Annotated in this window: 17 protein-coding genes and 1 pseudogene; 9 read left to right on the top strand and 9 right to left on the bottom strand. The window is 65.5% G+C overall.

Features of this window, described 5'->3' with window-relative positions; genetic code table 11:
* Positions 1–5 precede the first annotated feature (5 nt).
* On the bottom strand, positions 6–686 hold the full coding sequence (locus AC0L4C_RS00885; protein WP_473401633.1) for a nucleoside/nucleotide kinase family protein: 681 nt from the start codon (positions 684–686) through the stop codon (positions 6–8).
* A gap of 46 nt (positions 687–732) precedes the next feature.
* Between AC0L4C_RS00885 and AC0L4C_RS00880 the strand changes: the two genes are divergently transcribed.
* A complete protein-coding gene (locus AC0L4C_RS00880) occupies positions 733–3,222 on the top strand; it encodes a ligase-associated DNA damage response DEXH box helicase (RefSeq protein ID WP_473401631.1) in 2,490 nt (829 codons plus the stop codon).
* Complete coding sequence (pdeM, locus tag AC0L4C_RS00875) at positions 3,219–3,932, top strand: ligase-associated DNA damage response endonuclease PdeM (protein WP_473401630.1); 714 nt, start codon at positions 3,219–3,221, stop codon at positions 3,930–3,932. Before AC0L4C_RS00880 ends, pdeM begins: the two co-directional genes overlap by 4 nt.
* A 287-nt stretch (positions 3,933–4,219) precedes the next feature.
* Here the strand turns inward: pdeM and AC0L4C_RS00870 are convergent, their stop codons facing one another.
* From AC0L4C_RS00870 to AC0L4C_RS00855, 4 genes are all read right to left on the bottom strand, one after another.
* Positions 4,220–4,444, bottom strand: a complete 225-nt coding sequence (locus AC0L4C_RS00870) for a GIY-YIG nuclease family protein (RefSeq protein WP_473401629.1) — start codon at positions 4,442–4,444, stop codon at positions 4,220–4,222.
* A gap of 111 nt (positions 4,445–4,555) precedes the next feature.
* Positions 4,556–5,314 (bottom strand): TIGR02186 family protein, encoded by a 759-nt coding sequence (locus tag AC0L4C_RS00865; protein WP_473401628.1) that lies wholly within the window; start codon positions 5,312–5,314, stop codon positions 4,556–4,558.
* Positions 5,311–6,243 carry a sulfite exporter TauE/SafE family protein gene (locus AC0L4C_RS00860; RefSeq protein WP_473401627.1) on the bottom strand — a complete coding sequence of 311 codons (933 nt, stop codon included), beginning with the start codon at positions 6,241–6,243 and terminating at the stop codon, positions 5,311–5,313. The genes AC0L4C_RS00865 and AC0L4C_RS00860 overlap by 4 nt, the downstream gene beginning before the upstream one ends.
* Before the next feature lie 121 nt (positions 6,244–6,364).
* Positions 6,365–10,117: a peptidoglycan-binding protein gene (locus AC0L4C_RS00855; RefSeq protein ID WP_473401626.1), complete on the bottom strand. Its 3,753-nt coding sequence runs from the start codon at positions 10,115–10,117 to the stop codon at positions 6,365–6,367.
* A 191-nt stretch (positions 10,118–10,308) separates the two neighbouring features.
* Here AC0L4C_RS00855 and AC0L4C_RS00850 point away from each other — a divergent pair, with 191 nt between their 5' ends.
* The gene (locus tag AC0L4C_RS00850; RefSeq protein ID WP_473401625.1) at positions 10,309–10,980 is read left to right on the top strand and encodes a response regulator; all 672 of its coding nucleotides are present in this window, start codon (positions 10,309–10,311) and stop codon (positions 10,978–10,980) included.
* Here AC0L4C_RS00850 and AC0L4C_RS00845 read toward each other — a convergent pair.
* Positions 10,938–12,578 (bottom strand): hybrid sensor histidine kinase/response regulator, encoded by a 1,641-nt coding sequence (locus AC0L4C_RS00845; RefSeq protein ID WP_473401624.1) that lies wholly within the window; start codon positions 12,576–12,578, stop codon positions 10,938–10,940. The two genes, AC0L4C_RS00850 and AC0L4C_RS00845, sit on opposite strands and share 43 nt — an antisense overlap.
* Positions 12,579–12,784: 206 nt before the next feature.
* Here AC0L4C_RS00845 and mscL point away from each other — a divergent pair.
* A pseudogene (mscL, locus tag AC0L4C_RS00840) lies at positions 12,785–13,210 on the top strand (large conductance mechanosensitive channel protein MscL); the annotation flags it as partial.
* A 1,966-nt stretch (positions 13,211–15,176) separates the two neighbouring features.
* Positions 15,177–16,145 carry an IS1595 family transposase gene (locus AC0L4C_RS00835; RefSeq protein ID WP_473401623.1) on the top strand — a complete coding sequence of 323 codons (969 nt, stop codon included), beginning with the start codon at positions 15,177–15,179 and terminating at the stop codon, positions 16,143–16,145.
* 113 nt (positions 16,146–16,258) lie between these two features.
* Here AC0L4C_RS00835 and AC0L4C_RS00830 read toward each other — a convergent pair whose 3' ends face one another.
* Positions 16,259–17,242: a DUF3800 domain-containing protein gene (locus tag AC0L4C_RS00830; protein WP_473401622.1), complete on the bottom strand. Its 984-nt coding sequence runs from the start codon at positions 17,240–17,242 to the stop codon at positions 16,259–16,261.
* 174 nt (positions 17,243–17,416) lie between these two features.
* On the opposite strand from AC0L4C_RS00830, the gene AC0L4C_RS00825 reads away from it, so the two are divergent.
* The 3 genes from AC0L4C_RS00825 to AC0L4C_RS00815 are packed head-to-tail and all read left to right on the top strand — an operon-like array spanning position 17,417 to position 18,837.
* Positions 17,417–17,629, top strand: a complete 213-nt coding sequence (locus tag AC0L4C_RS00825; protein WP_473401621.1) for a hypothetical protein — start codon at positions 17,417–17,419, stop codon at positions 17,627–17,629.
* Positions 17,598–18,053 (top strand): response regulator transcription factor, encoded by a 456-nt coding sequence (locus tag AC0L4C_RS00820; RefSeq protein WP_473401620.1) that lies wholly within the window; start codon positions 17,598–17,600, stop codon positions 18,051–18,053. The genes AC0L4C_RS00825 and AC0L4C_RS00820 overlap by 32 nt, the downstream gene beginning before the upstream one ends.
* Before the next feature lie 58 nt (positions 18,054–18,111).
* Positions 18,112–18,837, top strand: a complete 726-nt coding sequence (locus tag AC0L4C_RS00815; RefSeq protein WP_473401619.1) for a DUF421 domain-containing protein — start codon at positions 18,112–18,114, stop codon at positions 18,835–18,837.
* Positions 18,838–18,847: 10 nt separating this feature from the next.
* On the opposite strand, the gene AC0L4C_RS00810 is transcribed toward AC0L4C_RS00815, so the two are convergent.
* Positions 18,848–19,315 carry a flavodoxin family protein gene (locus AC0L4C_RS00810; RefSeq protein WP_473401618.1) on the bottom strand — a complete coding sequence of 156 codons (468 nt, stop codon included), beginning with the start codon at positions 19,313–19,315 and terminating at the stop codon, positions 18,848–18,850.
* Positions 19,316–19,386: 71 nt separating this feature from the next.
* Positions 19,387–20,667: a 5-aminolevulinate synthase gene (gene hemA / locus AC0L4C_RS00805; protein WP_473401617.1), complete on the bottom strand. Its 1,281-nt coding sequence runs from the start codon at positions 20,665–20,667 to the stop codon at positions 19,387–19,389.
* Between the two features lie 399 nt (positions 20,668–21,066).
* Between hemA and AC0L4C_RS00800 the strand changes: the two genes are divergently transcribed.
* Positions 21,067–22,392 (top strand): hypothetical protein, encoded by a 1,326-nt coding sequence (locus AC0L4C_RS00800; protein WP_473401616.1) that lies wholly within the window; start codon positions 21,067–21,069, stop codon positions 22,390–22,392.
* The last annotated feature ends 38 nt before the right edge of the window (positions 22,393–22,430 follow it).

The following is a 22,430-nucleotide window of genomic DNA, read 5'->3' as shown; positions in this document are numbered from 1 at the left end:
AGCTCCTAGGCGTCGGTGATCAGGTCGATAACGATATCGGCATGGGCGCGAGAACGCTGCACAAGGTCATAGTTCGGCAGGTCGACACGTTCAATATGCTCGCGGTTACGCCCTTCGGAGAAGAGGCCGTGCTCGGCATGCCGTTTCATCAGGCGCTTGCGCACGGTTTCGCGCGGCAGATCGATGAAGACGGCGAGGTCGAGCAGCGGCCGGACCTGATGCCAGGGCGGATCGGCGAGCAGCAGGTAATTGCCTTCGGCCACCAGAATCCGCGCTTTCGCCGCAATGATGAACGCGTCCTGAACGACGTCCTCGATCTTGCGCGAGTAGCCCGGCCCGGAGACCGGCCCGTCCGCCGCCTTGAGCGTGGCAAGGAAGGCGGCGAAGGCTTCGCCCTCGAAAGTGTGCGGCGCGCCCTTGTCTGCGACGGTACCCAGTTGTTCGAGCTTGGCATGCAGCATGTGAAAGCCGTCCATCGGCACATAGCCAGTGCTGCCCGGCTCGACCGCGTTGAGCTGGTCGACCAGCCGCGCCGCCAGTGTGGACTTGCCGGTGCCCGGCCCGCCGGCAAGGCCGACGATGACGCGCCCCTCGGAATGCTTGTGGAGCCGGCGCGCCTCGTGCACGAGGAAATCCAGTGCGTCATCGGGATTGAGTTTGAGCTCTTGCTGGGTGTGATCTGCCAAGACTAGACTCCCCCTCCGACGTCCTCCCGAGTGTATCGAGTTCCCCTTGCCGCTCCACCCCCAAATCGAGAGCTGGTTCGCGGAGCGGGGCTGGGCGCCGCGCGCCCATCAGCTCGACGTGCTGGAGGCGAGCGAGGCCGGTGCCTCGGCGCTGCTGATCGCGCCGACCGGTGCGGGCAAGACGCTCGCCGGCTTCCTGCCGACGCTCGAGGATCTGGCGCATCACCCGCGCCAGGGCCTGCATACCCTCTACATATCGCCGCTCAAGGCTTTGGCTGTCGACGTGCAGCGCAACCTCGTCACCCCGATCGAGCAGATGGGGCTCAAGATCAAGGTCGAGACGCGCACCGGCGATACCCCGTCGAGCCGCCGGCAGCGCCAGCGCATCGATCCGCCCAATATCCTGCTGACGACGCCCGAGCAGCTGGCGCTGCTGCTCAGCCACGCCGATGCCGAGCAGATGTTCCGCCACCTCAAGCGTATCGTGCTCGATGAACTGCATGCCATGGTCACCAGCAAGCGCGGCGAACTCCTGGCGCTCGGACTGGCGCGACTGGCGACCCTGGCCCCGGCGCTGCGCATCACGGCGCTGTCGGCGACGGTCGCCCGACCCGACCTGCTGCGCGACTGGATCGCCGCGCCGCAGCCCGCAGCGGAAACCCGACTGCTGCTTGGGCGTGGCGGCGCCGTGCCCGATGTCGAGATCCTGACTGCCGAGAATGCGCACGTGCCCTGGGCCGGGCACTCCGCTCTCTGGGCCATCCCGGCGCTCTATCGCGCCATCAAGGCGCACCGCACCACGCTGCTCTTCGTCAACACGCGCAGCCAGGCCGAGATGCTGTTCCAGAACCTCTGGGCCATCAACGAGGACGGCATCGCCATCGCCATGCACCATGGCTCGCTGGCGGTGGAGCAGCGGCGACGCGTCGAGGCGGCCATGGCCGAGGGCAAGCTGCAGGCGGTCGTCTGTACCTCGACCCTCGATCTGGGCATCGACTGGGGCGATGTCGATCTCGTGGTGCAGGTGGGTGCGCCCAAGGGTGCCAGCCGCATGCTGCAGCGCATCGGCCGCGCCAACCACCGGCTCGACGAACCTAGCAAGGCGCTGTTCGTCCCCGCCAACCGCTTCGAGGTGCTCGAATGCGAGGCGGCGCTGGAGGCGGTCGAGATCGGCGCCCAGGACTCCGAGGACCCGTCCAGCGGCGGGCTCGACGTGCTGGCCCAGCATGTGCTCGGCATGGCCTGCGCGGCCCCGCTCGATCCGCTGCCGTTCTTTGACGAGATCCGCCGCGCCTGGCCCTATCGCGAGCTGGATTGGGAGACCTTTGAGCGGGTGATCGATTTCGTCGCCACCGGCGGCTACGCGCTGCGCGCCTATGAACGCTACGCCAAGCTGCGCAAGACCCCGGAGGGCCTGTGGCGCATCGCCAACCCGCAGGTGGCCCAGCAATACCGGCTCAATGTCGGCACCATCATCGAGGAGCCGATGGTCAAGGTGCGGCTGGTCAAGAGCCGCAATCGCAGCGCCGACCGAGCCGGTACCACCGGGCCTATTGGTCGCTTCGGCCGCGTGCTCGGCGAGATGGAGGAGTATTTCTTCAACTCCATGAGCAAGGGCGACACCTTCCTCTTCGGTTCGGAAGTGGTGGCCTTCGAGGGCATGTTCGAGACCGAGGCCTATGTCAGCCGCAGCCAGTCCCGGGACCCAAAAATCCCGTCCTACATGGGCGGCAAGTTTCCGCTCTCGACCTATCTCGCCGACGGGGTACGCAAAATCCTGTCGCAGCCCGAGCACTGGGGCGTGCTGCCAGAGCAGGTGAGCGACTGGCTGGCACTGCAGCGCGACGTCTCGACGTTGCCGCCGCCGGACTCCATGCTGGTCGAGACCTTTCCGCGCGGCGACCAGAACTACCTGGTCTGCTACCCCTTCGAAGGGCGGCTGGCGCACCAGACCCTCGGCATGCTGCTTACCCGCCGGCTGGAGCGGGCGCGGGCCCGGCCGCTGGGCTTTGTGGCATCGGACTATTCGCTGGCCATCTGGGGGCTGGGCGATATCTCGGCCATGATCCGCACCGGGCGGCTGTCGCTGGACCAGCTGTTCGACGAGGACATGCTGGGCGACGACCTCGAGGAGTGGCTCTACGAAAGCCAGCTGATGCGCCGCACCTTCCGCAACTGCGCCATCATTGCCGGACTGATCGAGCGCCGCCATCCCGGCAAGGAAAAGACCGGCCGCCAGATCACGGTGTCATCGGACATCATCTACGACGTGCTCTACGAGCACGAACCCGACCACATCCTGATCCAGGCGACGCGTCGCGATGCGGCCCGCGGCCTGCTCGATGTCGAGCGGCTGGGACAGGCGCTGCGCCGCATCCGGAAACATATCGTGCACAAACCACTCGACCGAATCTCGCCATTGGCGGTACCTGTGCTGCTCGACATCGGCAAGACGCCGATCTTCGGCGAGGGCCGCGAAAGCGCCATGGCCGACGCTGCCGCGGAACTGATCAGGGAAGCTTTGGGCCAGACGTGAACTATGCGGGTGCGGCGCTTGCCGCCGATCAGGACGAGGCGACGGTGCTCTTGAACTTCGCCGGCCATGCCTTTGAACCGCTGCCCTCGGGCGGCCTCTACTGGCACGCCGAACGGGCGCTGCTGGTGGCCGACCTGCATCTGGAAAAGCTCTCGTCCTTCGCGCGGCGCGGCACCCTGCTGCCGCCTTACGACACCGGCCTGACGCTGAAGCGGCTGGAAGCCGATATCGCGCGGACCGGCGCCGAGGCGGTCATCGCCCTGGGCGACAGCTTTCACCGCGACGAGGGTAGCTCGACGCTGCTCGATGCCGATCGCCTGCGGCTGATGGCGCTGCTCGGGCGCGCCCGCTGGACCTGGGTCTCGGGCAATCACGATCCCAGCCCGCACGCGCTGGGCGGCACCTGCGTCGACGTCCTTGCGCATCGCGGCCTGACCCTGACGCACGAGCCGCGCCGCGGCACGCCGGGGCTGATCGGCGGCCACCTGCACCCCGCCGCGCACCTGCAGATCGACGGCCGCTCGGTGCGGCGGTCGTGCTTCGTGCACGACGGCTCGGTGCTGGTGCTGCCGGCCTACGGCGCCTCGACGGGCAGCATCAACATCCTCGGCCCGGCGTTTTCGGGCCTCTTCGACCTGCCGGCGCTGGAAGTCACCATGATCGGCCGCGGCCGGGTCTATCCGGTGAGCGTGAAGCGGCTGGTGGGGTGACGGTCGGCGTGTGTCAAACGGCGGCCTGTGGGCGGTGAGACATGGGTCCTCGGGTCAAGCCCGAGGATGACGGTGGATGGGGAGAGGTTGGAGCAAACGCTCTGGCGACGTTGCTGTGCCCCGTGCAGAAGAGTGGGCGCGCTCCGTTCCCTTGCTTGTGCCAACACCATCCCCCGCACCGTCATCCTCGGGCTTGACCCGAGGACCCATCTTTACCGGAGCTCGGACCGGGCAATTGTCGGCCAAAGGTCGTCCCACTCGGGATTGGTCTTTTCGATGAGATCGACCTACCACTGCCGCACCCAGTGCTTGACGGCCTTTTCCCGGCGAATGGCCTCGGAGATGTGGCTGAACTCTTCGAAGTGGACGAGACGTTTCACCTCGTAGCGCTTGGTGAACCCGGTGACGATCCCTTCGCGGTGCTCCCAGCCGCGTCGAACGATATCGTTGGTCACGCCCGCATAGAGCGTGCCGTTGCGCTTGCTCGCCATGAGATAGAAGAAGCCGCCCATCACCCCTCCGAGGAGGAGGAAAGCTTAGCCTGGGTCCTCGGGTCAAGCCCGAGGATGACGGTGGGTGGGGAGAGACGAACGCATCTGCACAGCGCCCTGATCATCGTCGCGCTAGCGCTTGAACACCACCCCGCCGAGCCAGCCGGTGAACAGGGCGAGGATGACGCAGACGAGGCCGTAGAGCAGGGGCTGGCCGGTGGCGGCCTGGCCGAGGAAGCGCTCGAAGCCGATCTTGCGGACCGTGAAGCCTTCCGAGCGTTCGGCGACCAGGACACCGTTCTTGAAGAGGTAGGTCTGCGCGAGGAAGGGACCGGGCGGGATGTCGCTGGGCAGCGTCACCTGCGCGGCGTAGACGGTCCCGGAGCGGAACACGACGCCATTGGTGTTGACCCCGACCCGACCCTGCCGGGTCATGAGCCGGATCAGTTCCTGGCTCATTTTTGCGGTGACGCCAGTCCCCGGCCCGGCCGCGATCCGCGCCTGCGCCTCGGGGAGGATATTGAGCTCATCCAGCGTTTCCTGCGAGGCCATATCGGTCAGCACGCCGCTTGCCAGCACGTGGTAGTAGGACGGGAAGGCCTTGAACAGTACCTGCCGGGTATTCATCCAGACGCCGAGGACCGGCTCGCTGAGCCGCACCACGCGGTCCTGCCACGGGCCGGTCACCACCACGATGATGTGGTAGGGGCCCTCGACGAATTTCTCCGCGGCGCCCGCTTCCGGCTCGACATTGCCGAACAGGGTCAACGTCTCGCCGGTAAAGCTCGAGGTGATGGCCACTTCTTCGCGCGAGACCATCGAGACGAGACGTTCGGCCCGGGCCGGAACGGTGACAGCGAGCAGGACCAGCAGGGCGGCGATCAGTTTCACAGCACGCCTCCGGCACCGATGACGGCAACGGAGTAGGGATCGGCGGGCCCGAGAATGGCCGAGAGGCCGAAACGCACGGCCACGGCCAGCACCAGCAGGGCCAGCAGGGCCCGCAGCTGCTCGCCGCGCAGGTACTTGCCGGCCGAGGCGCCGAACTGGGCCCCGACCGTGCCGCCGACCATCAGCGAGAAGGCGAGCAGGATATCGACGCTCTGGCTGTTGACGGCGTGCAGGATGGTGGTCGCGGCCATCATGGCCACCACCTGCAGCAGCGAGGTGCCGATCACCATGTTGCCGGGCATGCGCAGGATGTAGACAAGGGCCGGCACCAGGATGAAGCCGCCGCCAATGCCCAGCAGCGAACCGATGAAGCCGATGCAAAGTCCGAGGATCAGCACCGGCAGCACGGAGATATAGAGCCGGCTCTTCTTGAAGCGAATGCGCCAGGGCAGGCCGTGGAACCAGTTGTGCTGGTTGGGCAGCTTGTCGCGCACCACGATGCCGGCGCGGCGCTTGAGGATGGAGCGCAGGCTCTCCACCATCATGAGCGTGCCGACCGAGCCGAGCAGCAGCAGGAAGCCGAGGGAGATCACGAGATCGAGCTGACCGATCGAGCGCAGCGCCGCGAAGGCGGCCACGCCGCCGAAGGCCCCCAGAATGCTCGAAAGCACCAGATACATGGCCAGATGCAGGTCGATCTGGCCGCGCCGGAAATAGGAGAGGGCGCCCGAGGTCGAGGCGGCAACCACCTGGCCGGTGACCGAGGCCACCGCCACCGGTGCCGGTACGCCGGAAAAAATCAGCAACGGCGTCAGCAGGAATCCGCCGCCCACGCCGAACAATCCCGATAGAAACCCGACAGCTCCGCCGATACCGACGAGAAAGAACAGGTTCATCGAAATTTCGGCGATCGGCAGGTAGATCTGCACGTGAATGGACCCGATCGGGATGGTTGGGAATTCAGGTCTAGCAGTTAAATGCAAAAGCTAAGTTGACGCAAAAGCAAAGGGCGCCAATCAGGCGCCCTTTTTCGCACTTCGACGTCATACTTTAGACCGGCTGGCTGCCCAGCACCGCCAGCAGCCGCGGATTGATGACGCCGACCTCGCTCATGCCGGTCGCCCGCTCGAAGGCCTTGATGGCTTCGGCAGTCATCGGACCGACCACGCCATCCGGCGTTCCGAGGTCATAGCCGAGCTGGCTGAGGGCGGCCTGCACGTTGAGCACGACTTCCTTCTTGGTGATCGCCTCGCCCGGATCGAACTTGGCGCTCCAGGTGCCGATCGGCGCATAGTTGGCGGCGAGGTCGATGCGCTGCGGGCGCGAGGCGGCAATCTCGTCGTTAAGCCGGCCGGCATCCTCGGCCGACAGCGAGCGGGCGATGTCGTCGCGGGCAACGGCGGCATCCTTGTCGCCACGCTTGGCGGCCAGCGAGAACCACTTGAACGAGGCCTGCATGTCCTGCTTCACGCCCAGTCCGCGGGCATAGAGCATGCCCAGGTTGAACTGGCTGTCCTTCATGCCACGCTCGGCGGCCTGCTCGAACCATTCGGCAGCAGCATCGAATTCCTGCTTGCCCAGTTCGCCGCCGGCATAGAGGGCAGCGAGGTTGTGCATGGCCATGCGGTTGCCCGCTTCGGCGGCACGCTGGTACCAGAGGCGGGCCTGCTGCAGGTCCTTTTCGACGCCACGGCCATTCTCGTAGAGATTGCCGAGGCGATACTGTGCCGGGGCAAAGCCCTGGGCGGCCGAGCGCTCGTACCAGATGGCGGCCTGAGCCGGATCCTCGGTGACGGCGCGACCTTCGGTATAGATGGCAGCGACCTCGAACTGCGCGCGGGCGTCGCCGTCGGCGGCAGCGCGGCGCAGCTCTTCCGGACCGAGGCCCTCGGGCGGCATCTCGACCTTGATCGGGCTGATGACGGCGGTGGCCAGCGGCTCGGGCATGACCAGCGGCGAGGCGGCGTCGGTAGCGGCCTTGGCCGCCGCGGACACCGAGCCGGTCAGGATTTCGGAGCTCGACTTGCCGTCGAGCTTGCCGAAGGTCGCCGAGAGGGCGGGCGTCGCCGTGGCCGGGACGAAGGACATCGGCCTGGCGGCCATAGCCGCGGCATTGCCGGTCTCGATCGAGCCGGTCGACATGGAATCGACCATCTCGATGACGCGGCTGGGCTTGGAGAGGCTCGAGACATTGCCGATCGGCTCGGCGTCGAGCAGTCCGGCGCCGGCGTCGGTCTCGGTCTGGCCGGTGCCCTGAACCGTCTCGGCCGGAGCGGCGTCCCGGAGTTTTTGCATCACCAGATTGCCGGCCAGCACGGTCGCGGCAGCCAGCACGGCGGCCAGCAGGATCGGGCGACGATAGCGGGTGAGGAAGCTGCCGGTGGCCACATCCTCGTCGCTGTCGACGGGATAGAGGGAGCCGTCGGTGGGTTCGACGCGCTTCACATGCGTATCGGCAGTATCGCCATTGTCGTCCGGCGACCAGGCTTCGCCGCGCGGCTTCTTGTCGCCGGCGAGCTTGCGCTCGGGCGTCGGCTTGCGTGGCCGCTTGGGCTCCTTGACCTTGGGTGCAACCGTTTCAGCTGCAGCGGGAATCGCGGGAGCGGCAGCAGGTGCGGCGGCGGCGCCGGCACCCTGCAGCCGGGCCAGCGCCCGACCGATCAGCGACACCGGATTGCCCGACGCATCGGGCTCGGTCTTCATCATCGACTTCGCCGACGCATTCTTGGCGGCCGGCGCGGCGGACGACGCCTGGCGGGCGGCGCGGCGATGCGCCTGGATGAAGGTATTGGCGCTCGGCGTGGCGTCGCTCGAGGCGGGTTCGGCGGGCTTGGCCGGTGCCGGGCTGGCCGGTTCGGCCGGCGCATCGAAGCTGGAGACGGGACGCGGCGGCTTGCCCGCCGCTACCGGATGGTAGCTGGGGATCACCTCGGCGCTGACCTCGGGAGCCGGCGTGGCCGGTGCCGACGTCACGCCGTCGCCCAGCCCCGGATGATGCTTGCGTGGACCGTTCTTGACCTCGAGCGCGGCCCGTACCGGTCCGGCCTCGGCCGCCGGCGGGAAGGGCTTGGCCACCAGCGGCGCGTCCTCGGAGGGATTGGCCGGCATGGCGTCGGAGCGGCGTGGCGCGGCAGCCGGCCGCGGCGGCATGGCCGGCATCGGTTCGGCGGCGCGGATAACCTCGGCAATCGGGTCGTCAGCGCGTTCCGGCTCGCTCTCGGCCAGCGGCTCGGGCGCAATCGGGGCCGGGCGGGCGTTCGGGATGTGGGGCGTGAAGTCGGCGAGCGGCGCCGCCTCGATGCGCTTGGCTTCCTCGGCACGTTCGAGCAGCGATTGCTCAAGCCGCGCCAGCCGCTCGTTGACCTCGCGGATGCCGGTGTGCATGCCGGAAAAGTCTTCGGCCGGCTGCTGCTGGCTGGCAGCGTCGCGCATGACCCGGGCAACGCGCTTTTCGATTTCCTCGTAGTCGGTCTCGACCGGCAGGGCAGGCGCCGGCGGCTCGACGCGGGCCATCGCCTCGGACGTGCGATTGGCGACCAGATCGGCCAAGGCGTCGAAGTCGGGGGCCGGCGCCGGGGCGGCGGGCTTCTGGTAGAGCTTGGCCAGACCGCTGAGCTGTTCGCCGGTCTGGTCCATGCGGGCCACCAGCTGACGCACCTGCGATTCGAGCTGGCCGATATTGATCTCGGCGGGCCGTTCGTTGAGGCGGTCAGAGAGGCCCTCGATCTGCATCTCGAGTGCCGCAAATCGCGGCTCCATGGCCTCGAGGACGGCGCCGCGCAGTTCCTCGACGTCGAGCTTGAGTTCGGCGACGGCAGGGTTGCGCATCTCGATGTCGCTGATCCGCGCATTGAGCACATCGACCAGTTCGACGAGGCCCTGCGGCTGCGACGGACTGGCCATCGCCTCGGTGATGCGACCCAGTTCGCGGGTAATGGGTTCGAGATCGGCCGGCGCCAGGGCACTGTGGCGCTCGATGGCGTCAAGCCGGTCGTAGACGTTGCGGACGCCGTCCTCGATGGCGCGCATGCTCTCGCCCATCGCCGCGGACGTGTCGCTGGACTTGAGCTGGCCGGCATATTGCATCTGCAGGTCGGCAAGCTTGCCCACCGTCGCCGAGACGTCGTCGAGGCGCTGGGTCAAAGCGGAGAGGTCGACCTGCGGTCCCTGCGCGATCATCCGGGCGAGCGAGGCGATCTGGCCTTCGAGGCGCTTGACCTGACCGGTTTCGCCGACGGCGCCGGCCAGCAGTTCGACCACGTGGCTGAGCTGGCCCACCTGCTCGGCGATTTCCTTGACGTTGCCGGTCTGGCTGCGGGCCTGGGTCCGCAGTTCGCCCTCAAGGCGCTCGAGCCGGCCGGAAATGCCGCCGACAGCCTGCGCCAGTTCGGTGAATTGCGGCAGGTCGGCAAAGCTGGTCTGCTGCGGCATGGCGGCGCGCGGCGCCTGCACGCCCTGACGGTCGCGTATCTGCTGGATGGCCGACTGCAGGGTGTCACGCGGATTGGACGGCATGGACCGGCCGGCAAAGCTGTCGTCGCGATCGCTGAAACGATCCACGGCGCGCTTGACCGAGCGCAGGGCCTCGCGGTGACGATTGTCGGGTTCGACGCTGGCGACCTGCATGCGCAGGTCGTGCATGCGTTCGCCGAGGCCCGGATGTCCGCTGTCCTGGCGCGACTGCCGCGCCACCTGGTTTTCGACCTGATCAAGCAGGGCGACCAGCTCGCCCCGCAGGGCGTGCCACTCGCCAGGCGACTGCGCAAACTCCTGCGGTTCACTCTGAGGATATGCGCGGGCCATGTACTCGTTCCCAAGCGGTGTAATGGGGGCAGGGCCCGGAACGGACCCCGACTAGCCTCCTACTCTTGGGAAAGCATGGTAAAGATGACGTTAAGCACCCGTGCATTTTGCAACATCCTGGCTGCGCGCCGGCCCAATTACAGTTCATAAGTGGGATACAAAACGCTGCCGGGGGCTGGTAGGATGACGTCATGAGCAGACGCCGCATCATCATCGTAGACGACCACCCCCTGTTCCGGGCCGCCCTCAAGCAGACCCTGGCCGGCGGCGATCCGTCCGTCGACATCGAGGAGGCGGGGGATCTGGCCGAGCTCAATGCGGCGCTCGAGGCCGACCGCGATTGCGATCTCGTGCTGCTCGATCTCAACATGCCGGGCGTGCGCGGCTTTTCCGGCCTGCTGCTGCTGCGGGCGCAGTATCCCGATGTGCCGGTGGCGATCATTTCCGCCGTCGAGGACAGCGGCGTGATCCGCCGGGCGTTCGAACTGGGCGCCTCGGGCTATCTGCACAAGTCGATCGGTCCGCCGGAAATCCGCCGTGCCATCGAGACGGTGCTGTCGGGCGAGGTGTTCGTTCCCGAGGATATCGACATTGCCAGCGGCGACGATCACTCTGCCCTGATGCGTCGGCTATCCTCGCTGACGCCGCAGCAGGTCCGCGTACTCATGATGCTCAGCGATGGCCTGATGAACAAGCAGATCGCCTACGAGCTCTCGATCTCCGAGGCGACGGTCAAGGCGCATGTCTCGGCCATCCTGCAAAAGCTCGACGTCGACAGCCGCACCCAGGCGGTGATCGCCGCGGCCCGCATCGAGGAAGGTCAGTTCGAAGCGCTGCTGTCGCCGGGACGCGAAGCGGTCTGACGCGGCCGCTGGCCGGCAAGGCCGCTGATCGCGGCGCGCAGGGCGGCGGGCTTGACCGGCTTGGTGACGACGGCGATGTGCCGCTCCTCGGCCAGCGTCCGCACCGCCGGACTGCGGTCGGCGGTGACCAGCGCCGCGGGCAGGTGCCCGCCGACATTGTGCCGCAGCCATTCGATGGCATCCAGACCCGACGTCTGGTCGAGGTGATAGTCCATCAGCACCAGATCGGGCAGCCAGCCGACAAGCAGCTGGTCGCGGTCGATATCCTTGAGCGAGCGGGCCGAGCGCACATCCACCCCCCAGCCGGCCAGCAGGCCCTCCATGGCATCCAGGATCGTCCGCTCGTTGTCGACGCACAGCACCCGCAGCCCGGCGAGGATGGAGACCGGTTCGGCCAGGGGGCCGCCTTCGGTTGCGGCCCGCGGCAGCCGCGTCGCCGGAAGATAGAGCGAAAAGCGCGATCCGCGCCCCTCGGTGCTGTCGAGCTCCAGCGTCAGACCCAGCGCCGCCACCAGGCGCTTGACGATGGAGAGCCCGAGGCCGAGCCCCTGCGCCATGCGGGCGCCGTGCTCGAGTCGCGAGAACTCGGCAAAGATCAGCGCGTGCTGGTCGCGGTTGAAGCCGATGCCGGTATCGACAATGTCGAGGCGGATGCGCTGGCCGCGCAGCCGGCAACCCACCACCACCTGCCCGCCGGGGCGGGTATATTTGACGGCGTTGGAGACAAGGTTTTGCGCCACGCGGGCGACGAGGGCGCGGTCGGCCAGCACGGCGCGCGTGGTGCCGACAAAGCGCAGCTCGATATTGCGGGCGCGCGCCATGGGCTGGAACTCCACATCGACCTTCTTGAACAGGTCGCGCAGGGCAAAGGCCGTCGGCGTCGGTTTCAGGTTGCCGCCGTCGAGGCGCGAAATGTCGAGCAGTGCCGACATGATCTCCTCGACCGCGTTGAGCGAGGCCTCGATGGCATTGGCCAGATCGACAAAAGTGGTGCCACCGGCCCGCTCGATCAGCGTCGCCGTATAAAGACGCGCCGCATTGAGCGGCTGCAACAGGTCGTGGCTGGCGGCCGCCAGAAACCGCGTCTTGTCGCGATTGGCGGCGTCGGCCTTGGCGCGGGCGCTCTCCAGCTCGGAATTGACCCGGGTCAGCGCCGCGGTCCGTTCCTCGACGCGACCTTCGAGCGCGTCATTGATCTTTTCGAGTTCGGCTTCCGCCTCGACCCGCGCCGTGACATCGGCAAAGCTGATGACCAGTCCGCCATCATCGAGCCGGGCGGAATGGAACTCGAGAACCTGTCCGCGCGCGCCCATCCGCTGGCTGACCGAAGACGGGCTCTGCGTCAGGGACTCGACGCGCCGGATCGCCAGCAGCGACGGCTCGCCCTCACCCAGGTCACCGCGCCGGCCCAGAAACAGGGCGATGTCGTAAAGCGCCACCCCGGTCTGCAGCAGACGGTCCGGCAGGTCGAGCAGGTCGCGATAGCGTGCGTTCGATGCCACCAGGTGCAGGTCGGCATCGAACACCGCCAGACCCTGGGGCATGACCTCGACAGCTTTGCGGAGGCTGTTCTCGGCGTCCGCGGTGTTCGCAGTCATGGGCATACGGGTCTCTGAGGGCTCGACGGAGTCTCCATATAGTATCCGGCCTGCGCTGTCGGGCGGCAAGAGAGTCGATAGTCGCGGTCACGCATGCAACGGAGCGGCAATACCTGCGTGGTTAAAGTTGTTTGCGAATTGTAAACCACTTTTGAGTATCCCTACAGAGTCAAGCCGAGACTGCACCCGGCAATCGTGAGGGGTCCATGTTCAAAGAATTCCGTGACTTTGCTCTCAAGGGCAACATGCTCGACCTGGCTATCGGCGTCATTATTGGCGCAGCGTTCGGAGCGATTGTTTCATCGATTGTCGATGATGTGTTTATGCCGCTCCTCGGGCTGGTCCTGAATGGTATCGACTTCTCCAATCTCTTTATCGTGCTGAACAACCCCGGCAATGTTGCTGTGCCCTCAGTAACCGTCGCCCAGGAGAACGGCATCCCGACGCTCAATTACGGCCTGTTCATCAATGCCGTAGTAAAATTCACCATAGTGGCCTTCGTACTCTTCCTTGTTGTGAAGGCAGTCAACCAGATGCGCAGACAAGACGCGGCCGCGCCGGCTGCACCTCCCGCTCCAACAACCGAGGAAAAATTGCTCACTGAAATCCGCGATGCGATCAAAGCCCAGGGTGGCTCCAAGACGATGGCCATGGCCGCCCCGAAAGCCCCCAGCGTAGCCGCCAAGGCTACCCCCGCGAAACCCGCGGCCAAGAAGCCCGCTGCCAAGAAGCCGGCAGCGCGTAAGCCAGTCAGCAAGGCCGCCGCTGCGCCTAAGGCTGCCGCGAAGACCGCTGCGCCCAAGACCGCTGCGCCCAAGGCGGCTGCCAAGCCGGCTGTGGCTCGCAAGCCGGCGGCCAAGTCCGCAGTGGCCAAGACCGCAGCCGTCAAGAAGCCCGCAGTGGCCAAGCCGGCAACTGCCAAAAAGCCTGTTGTTGCCAAGAAGCCTGTTGTGGCCAAGAAGCCTGCTGTGGCCAAGAAGCCTGCTGCTGCCAAGGCTGTTGCGGCCAAGAAGCCGGCCGTGCGCAAGGCGCCGGCAGCGAAGTCCGTTGCAGCCAAGCCTGCCGCCAAGACTACTGTAGCGGCCAAGAAGGCAACTGTGGCCAAGAAGCCCGTGGCGGCCAAGAAGCCGGTTGCAGCCAAGGCGACCACCGCTCGCAAGCCGATTGCCGCGCGCAAGCCGGCCGCCGCAAAGGCGACTGCCGCCAGGAAGCCGGCACCGGTCCGGGTCGCCGCCAAGTCTGCGCCGCGTCCGGCCGCCCGCACCGCTGCGCCCAAGGTTCTCGCTGCCAAGCCTGCTGCCAAGACTGCAGCCAAGACGACAGCCAAGCCGAGTGCCCGCAAGCCTGTCGCCCGCAAGCCGGTTGCCGTGAAGGCGCCAGTTGCCAGGAAGGCGGCACCGGTGCGGACTGCGGCCAAGGCCGCTCCGAAGCCCGCCAGCCGTTCGGCCGCGCCCAAGATCATGCTGCCCGCGACCGGTGCTGCCAAGGCCGTTACCCCCAAGGTCACCGCATCCAAGGCAACTGCTCCAAAGGCCGCTGCCGCAAGGAAGCCGGCCGCAGCCAAGGTCGCCGCAGCCAAGCCCGCCGTCGCCAAGAAGGCTGCCGTCGCCAAGAAGCCTGCGGTTGCCAGGAAGCCCGCTGTGGCCAAGAAGCCTGCGGTTGCCAAGGCGGCTCCCAAGGCTGCCGTGACCCGGAAGCCCGTCGCTGCCAAGAAGCCTGCCGTCGCCAAGAAGCCGGCAGTCGCCAAGGCCTCTCCGAAGCCGGCCGCCAAGACCGCAGCCGCCAAGAAACCTGCTGTGGCCAAGACCGCAGCCGCCAAGAAGCCGGTTGCCGCCAAGAAACCCGCGACGGCAAAGAAGCCGGCGCCGGCAAGCAAGCCACTGGCCGCCAAGGCCGTGACCCGGCCGGCAGCCAGGGTGGCAAAGCCCGCTGCGGCCAAGAAGCCTGCGGTCGCCAAGAAGCCCGCCGTAGCGAAGAAGCCCGCTGTGACCAAGGCTGCTCCGAAGCCGGCGGCCAAGTCCGCTGCTGCCAAAAAGCCTGCGGTAGCCAAGAAGCCTGCCGTAGCCAAGAAGCCGGCAACTGCCAAGAAGCCGGCACCTGTGAAGACGCCCGCTGCAGCCAAGGCGGCGCCGAAGCCGGTCGCCAAGTCCAAGCCGGTGGCTAAGCCGGTCGCCAAGACGGCCGCAGCCAAGAAGCCGGTCGTGGCCAAAAAGCCTGCCGCCAAGCCGGTCGCCGCCAAGAAGCCTGCGGTCGCCAAAAAGCCTGCGGCTGCCAAGAAGCCTGCTGCCAAGAAGCCAGCCAGCAAGGCCGTGGCAGCGCCGCGGGCTGCGAGCCGGACGGCCGCTGTCAAGAAGCCGGCAGCCGCAAGGAAGCCGGTGGCGCGCAAACCCGCTGCCAAGTAAAACGATATCACTTGGGCTCGCAGTAGAGCGGCCCTGATGATTATAAGCCGGCGCCCGATTTCAGGCGCCGGCTTTCGTTTTAGAAGGGATAGGAAATTTTTCCACTTGCTTTTGCTTGCAATAGGCCGGTAGACGTCATATTATACTTGACGTACCCAAACGCTGAGTCTATGAATGGGGACAAGGAGATACCGCCATGTCCGTCTTGACCGCCGCCCACTTCCACGACGAAGCCGCCGCTCTCGCTTTTGTTGAAGCGCGGGTCTGGGCGAATGGCGTTTCGTGCCCGCATTGCGGCAATGCCGACGAAGGCAAGATTGGCGTTCTCAAGGGCAAGAGCACCCGCATGGGCGTGCGCAAGTGCTACGCCTGCCGCAAGCCGTTCACCGTCAAGGTTGGCACCATCTTTGAGAGCAGCCACATTGCCCTGCACCTTTGGTTGCAGGCGATCTTCCTCATGGCCTCATCGAAGAAGGGCATCAGTTCCAACCAGCTTCACCGGACCCTTGGCGTGACCCTCAAGTCCGCGTGGTTCATGTCGCACCGTATCCGCGAAGCCATGCGCACTGGTGGGCTTGGCCCGATGGGTGGCGAGGGCCAAGTTGTGGAAGCTGACGAGACCTATTTCGGCAAGGTGAAAGACCCGCAGCCGTCCGCTCAGCGCAAGGGCCGTCCGTACCTCAAGGGCGGTCGCACCAGCCTCTCCAACAAGAATGCGATCCTCGGTCTGGTGGAGCGTGGCGGTTCGGTTCGCACCTTCCACGTCGCACAGGCTACCAAGGTCAACGTGGCGGCTCTAGTCACTCAGAACATCAAAGCCGAGAGCGTTCTCTACACCGATGAGAGCCGCCTTTACACCGAAGTTGGCAAGACCTTTGCCGACCACCAGAGCACCACCCATAGCGCCAAGGAATACGTGCGCTATGTGGACGGTGCGGTTATTCACTCCAACACCATCGAGAGCTACTTCTCGGTGTTCAAGCGCGGCATGCGCGGGACCTATCAGCACTGCGACGAGAAGCACCTGCACCGCTATCTCGCTGAGTTTGATTTCCGGCACAATTCGCGCGTAGCGTTGGGCATTGGCGACGTGAGCCGTGCCGCTGCGATCCTTGACGGCGTGGTTGGTAAGCGGCTCACCTATCAAACGACTAGTGCAAGGTGAGAAGCCCTATGGCGTCTGGCGCCCCTCGAAATACCGGCCAAAAGGTAAAGCCCGAAAAGGCAAAGCCACTTAGCCAAAAAGAGCAGTCCGCGCGGTTCATCGAGACCGCGCGGCTACTTTCTGCCGAAGAGACGGGAGAGAAATTTCTTGAGGCGGTTGACCAAATGCTCCCGCCTAAACGTACCGGGGTGGACGTAGACAGGAAGGCCTAGGCGCTTCATCTCCCTCTGATGTTGGCGCCATCTACCTTTTTCGGCAAGGATCGCAGCGCCCGGAACCTTGGCGAACCCATCCGCAAAACGCCGCAGGTGTTCTTCTTCCAAGTCCATCGCCATGTGTTCGCCGGTCGCGCTAAGAAAGTCCGGGATCATAAACCTTTCGGGCTCTCCGCTCTCAAAATGCTTCCGTAGGTGCCACGCAAGCATATCGGCTGCTTGAAGCGGCATAACTAGCTTGTCGTCACGGAAGATCGGTTCGACCGACAGGACGTCCATAACGGCCTTCTCTTGCTGCATGCGGATGGCCTTGTAGAGATCCCGAGCTCTCTCTCCCATCCCATCTTGGTTGTCGAAGATGAAATCTATCGGGACTTGCATCAGCTCCTTTTTTCGCCGTGCCTGGTGGATAGCTACCGGGATGACAAGCGCTTCAAACGCGTATGCATAGGCATCCCTAAGCCCATATGGCGCTACGGGATGGATGATCTCGCGCACTTGTCGCTGGCTGACTGAAGAGTGGATGGTTGCGGGCTTAAAGTGACGGATTATCCTTGCCAGATCGTGGACCTTGTTGTCCCGATCGGTGATCGACCACCCGCCGAATTGCCCGCGCAGTCCAGCAGCTTCCACCATCTTGAAATAGTCAATCGCCGGCGATCTACGCAACTCCGCATACCAAGCATCTGAGAACCGTCCCCAGCACTCTGCGGTATTTATATACCCAGCCAGAACAAGCCGCTGCTCACCGTAGTCGCTTCGCGAGTCGTCGACGTAGGCTTGTATCGAGACCATCAACTTCTCCGCCCGGGCGGCCGAAGGGTAGCCGCTGGTCAACGCGCGGATGGGGTCACCACCGCGAAATCCATCCGCGCGCCTCATTCATACCACCGATTCGCACGGCTGGGTACGCGAAGTACAATATGCTGCCGGTAGACCTATCAATAGGTAATTCCGTCTACGTACAGGTTCTCACGCACAGCGAGAACACCTATTGCACACTAAGGTCGGACTGGCTGGCGCTGAACGTCTGCTTGCCGTCCAGTGGAGGCGAGCTTGGCAGACGACATCTACCATCACGCATTTCTCAATCGCGACCGGCTGGTCCACATCGTCGATGCGGACCCCGCGACCTGCGAGGCGCTCAGCGTGCTGTTCCGGCTCGAGGGGTTCCAGACGGCGTTCTCGGTCGACACCCTCGGCTTTTTTTGCCGCCAGCGAGCGGCGCCGTCCCGACGTGGCGATCCTCAACTTCGCCATCGGCCGTGATGACGGGCTCGCCGTGCTGCGACGGATCAAGTCGATGCGCACCGGCGTGCCGGTGTTCATGATCGGCAACGAGCCCGACGTCGACCGCGCCGTCAACGCCATGAAGGCCGGTGCGTCCGACGTGCTGACCAAACCGATCGATAACGAGCACATGGTCGCCGCTGTCAACGAGGCGCTCCGTCTCGATGTGCATCTGGGCGCCGTGCAGGGCGGGAAGCGGCCGCTCGAGATGCGCGGCTTCGACCAGCTGACGCCGCGCGAGCGCGAAGTGCTGCAGCTGATCACCAACGGCCAGTCCAACAAGGAAGCGGGGCGCGAGCTCGGCATCTCGCCGCGCACCATCGAGGTGCACCGCGCCAGGATCATGGAAAAGCTCGGCGCCCGCAACACCGCCGACCTGATGCGGATCGTGCTGACCGGCTGAGCAGGGAACGCGGTGCGGGGCACGCACGTTCAGCGCCCTGCAACCTGCTGGTGAGCTTATGGACTCCGTCGTCCCGTTCGATCTGCAGCGCCTGTTTCTGGGTGATGCGCCGCCGCTGTTCCTGCTGGAAATCGTCGTTCGCACGGTGATCGTCTATGCCTATGCCTATGCCTATGCCTATGCCTATGCCTATGCGCTGGCGCTGCTGCGCTGGCTGGGCAGCCGCACCATCGGGCAACTGTCGACCGTCGAATTCCTGCTGGTGATCGCCCTCGGCTCGGCCGTCGGCGACCCGATGTTCTACCCCGACGTGCCGTTGCTGCATGCACTGCTGGTGGTGACCATCGTGGTATTTGCCAACAAGGGTCTCGATGTGCTGATCGCCCGCTTCACCCGGGCCGAGCGCATCATCGACGGCAAGCCCGAGGAGGTGGTGGCAAATGGCGTCATCTGCCGCAGCTTTCTCGAGACCTCGACCTTGGGCACCAGCGAGCTGTTCCAGCAACTGCGCCAGAACGGCATCGACCAGCTCGGGCAGGTGGCGCATGCCTATATCGAGGCCGACGGCCGCCTGACGGTGTTCCGTCGCCCGGCCGACGACCATCCGGGCCTCGCCATCGTGCCGCCCTGGGAGGTGAGCCGTCCGCCTGAAGTCCACGCCGGACTGCGCGCCTGCCTGCGCTGCGGAACGCTGTCGCAGAGCGGCGGCGCCTGCCCGCATTGCGGCAACGAGACCTGGACGGCGGCCGAAACCACGCAGCGCTTAGCCTCGGTCGCCGATTAGGCCGGCAGGATCAGACCGTCAGCGTCGAGGCCCAGACCGCAGCGCGCTCGCACTCGTCGGGCTTGAGCGGACCTTCGGCACCGCCGACCAGAAATCCCGCATCCGGGGCCATGTCGAGACCCTTTTCGCGCAACCCCTGCGAGATGCGATCGGCCGCATAGCCGCCGGCCTGCACCACCCAGCGCAGTGGCGCCGGGTGGACGTCCTCGGGATCGAGCCTGGTATCGAAGGCGGCGCCCCGCAGGGCGTGCTGCGGCGGGACCAGCCCGGCGACGAATTCGGCGATGGCCGGCGTGGGCCGGAAGCCGCGTGTCGGCGACCCGACCACCAGCAGGTCGACATCGCTCAGATCGAGCGCGCCAGCCTCTTCCACCGGGATCAGGCGGACGGCGCCGCGCGACTCCAGCGGCGGAGCAATCGCCTTGGCGATGGTGGCCGTATTACCGAAGATGCTATCGTAGACGATGACAGAGGTCATGGCAGTCTCCCTTGCAGTCCTTCATGGACGCTAGGAGATCGCGACGGGCCCCATGTTGATATGTATCAAACTCAGCCGCCGCTGGTGGGCAGCAGCAGATCGCCGGAACTGAGCTTGTCCGACGTGATCTTGGCCTCGGGCCGCTCGCGCGGCAGTTCGAGCGAGGCCCAGACACTGACCAGCGCATGACGCAGCTCGATCACCATCTCGTCGCCGTGCAGCGGCGTCGGCGTGATGCGCAGCCGCTCGGTGCCCTTGGGCACGGTGGGGTAGTTGATCGGCTGGATATAGATGTTGTGCTTTTCGAGCAGCATGTCGCTGGCCGCCTTGCAGAGCCGCGCATCGCCCACGATCAGCGGCACGATGTGGGTGCTGGTCGGCATCACCGGCAGGCCGGCATCGGTCAGGATGTCCTTGGTGAGCTGTGCCTGGCGCTGCTGCTGGCGCCGCTCGTCGCTCGAGACCTTGAGATGCTCGATCGAGGCGCGTGCCGCGGCGCAGAGGGCCGGGGGCAGGGCAGTGGTGAAGATGAACTCGGGCGCGTAGGAGCGCACCGCATCGATGACGGCGCGGTTGGCGGCAATATAGCCGCCCATGACGCCAAAACCCTTGGCCAGCGTGCCCTCGATGATGTCGATGCGATCCATCAGGCCTTCGCGCTCGGCCATGCCGCCGCCGCGCGGGCCGTACATGCCGACCGCGTGCACTTCATCGATATAGGTGAGGGCGCCGAATTCCTCGGCGAGGTCGCAGATTTCGGCAATCGGCGCCACGTCGCCGTCCATCGAATAGACCGACTCAAAGCAGATCAGCTTGGGACGCTTGCGGTCGACCGCCGCCAGCAGCTCGCGCAGATGCGCGACGTCGTTGTGGCGGAAGATCTTCTTTTCCATGCGCGACTGCCGCACGCCCTGGATCATTGAGGCGTGGTTGAGCTGGTCGGAAAAGATGACGCAGTTGGGCAGCAGCCGGGCGATGGTGGAGATGCCCGCTTCGTTCGAGACAAAGCCCGAGGTGAACACCAGCGCCGCTTCCTTGCGGTGCAGGTCGGCGAGCGACCGCTCGAGCTCGACCAGCGGGCGGTTGGTGCCCGAGATGTTGCGGGTGCCGCCGGCACCGACGCCGAGCTTGCCGGCCGTTTCCTGCATCGCGGCGATGGTGACCGGATGCTGTCCCATGCCCAGATAGTCATTGGAGCACCAGATGGTGATTTCGCGGGCATTGTCCGAACTGTCGCGGTACAGCGCTCGGGGGAACCGTCCGGCTATGCGCTCCAGGTCGGCAAAGACGCGATAGCGCTTCTCCTGCCGAAGTGCATCCACAGCGTCTTCGAAGATTCCGCGATAATCCATTGGTCTCGTCTCATCTTGCGGCACCGCCGCTGGCCCTTGAGTACGAGGACCGTAACTAATCCCCGCCAGCCGACATTGATATAGGTCAAGATGCCGCGCGCTTCGGCTAAGTGATTGTCCCCACGACAGTCCTGCGCATCAATCTAGAACCATCCTAATCAAGCCGAGGCCGCCTGCCAACCGGGGGAAAGCGCTGATGCCACAAGCGTGACATTTCCACATCGGGGCCGCGTATGTTCATCCTGGCTTCAGGCTGAAGGGCGCTGATGGGTCGCAGTGACTGCTGTGACGGACCGGACACGCGCCGCGGCCGCATTAACGGCGCACAACGGAACCAGTTGACCGGGCAAGAGCGCCCGGTAATGGTGAACAAAAGAACAAGGGAATGGGGGATCTCGTTTGAAAAGCTTCTCGTCGACCAGCTTTGCCAGCGATCATGCCGAGGCATTGGAGCGGGCACTCGCCGCCACCAGCAAGAATCCGCAGGCGCTCTTCACCGACTTTCAGTGGTTTCTCTATGAGGCCCGGGACACGGTGTTCTTCACGGCCTTCAGCCAGACCAGTTTTACCAAGGACTCTATTGGCAACCTCGTTGCCGATATGGTGGCACTTGCACCGCAATTGACCCACGGCTTCGTTGGCGCCCGCCCGGGCCAGCCTTTCCCCAAGCATCTGCTCGATGCCATTACCGATGTCGAGGAAGTCGACGACTTCGAGGGCTATCCCGACAAGTGGCTGTCCAAATCGACCGATATCTTCGATCGCAACGATCTGCCGCTGTTCCGGGTCATGGCCGCCGTGCGCAAGGGCGGTCCGGATGCCGAAGGCCGCGCCTCGATCATTCAGGTCCGCTCCAGCCACGCTTTGCTCGAGGGATCGGACTCTGCCCTGCTGACCCGCTCGCAGTCGGCCAGCCATGGCGTCATGTCCGACAAGCAGAACAAGGTCTCGCTCGGGTCGAAGATCTCCAGCACGCTCAAGGGCTGGGGCATGACCTGGATGTATGTGGTCATGGCCAACCTGTTTGCGCCCAAGGAGCAGCCCTGGGGCTTCAAGACTCTGGCGCTGAAGCGGCATCGCCTGCGCCTGCTCGCCAACAAGCTCGGCGTGCGCCAGCGCTCGCTCTATTTCGCCCTCGTCACCCATGCGCTCAATGGCGAGGGACCGGACAAGTACATGAGCAAGAAGGTGATCGGCGCCGCCTACACCATGCTCGACGGCAAGCGGCTCGAGACCGATGACGACTTCTTCCGCGTCCGGGCGCTGCAGGCCAAGTTCAAGGTGCTCGACGATTTCGTCGAATATGCCCGGATGATCGACGACACGGTCGCCGGCATCGAACAGAAGGACCTCAGCAAGTTCCAGAGCGTCATGCTCGGCATGTTCAGCATGCTGCGGCGACTCAATTCAATGTGGAAGGGACTGCCCGGCAAGCGCTTCTGGCGCTTCAACGGCGGCATGCACATCGTGCTCACGCTGGTCCCGCCGCATCGCACCTATGGTCCGATGACCCACGGCATGGTCGAGCCGATCTATTGCGGTGCCTGGCACCCCGCCGCCAATATCTGCACGTTCTGCCCCGGCCGCGATTACGTGACGCTCAACTTCTCGATGGAGGAGCGGCACATCGCCAATGTCGGCAAGATCGAAAGCCTGCTCGACAAGATCGAGGCCATGGACATTGCGCCGACCGGCCGCAAGATTGTGGACGACGAAGCCGCCTGACAGCGACCCGATCTGACAAGGCCCCGTCCGGCACCGCC

The sequence above is a fragment of the Devosia sp. J20-27 genome, from assembly GCF_055808595.1.
This window is presented reverse-complemented; position numbering and strand designations above follow the sequence as displayed.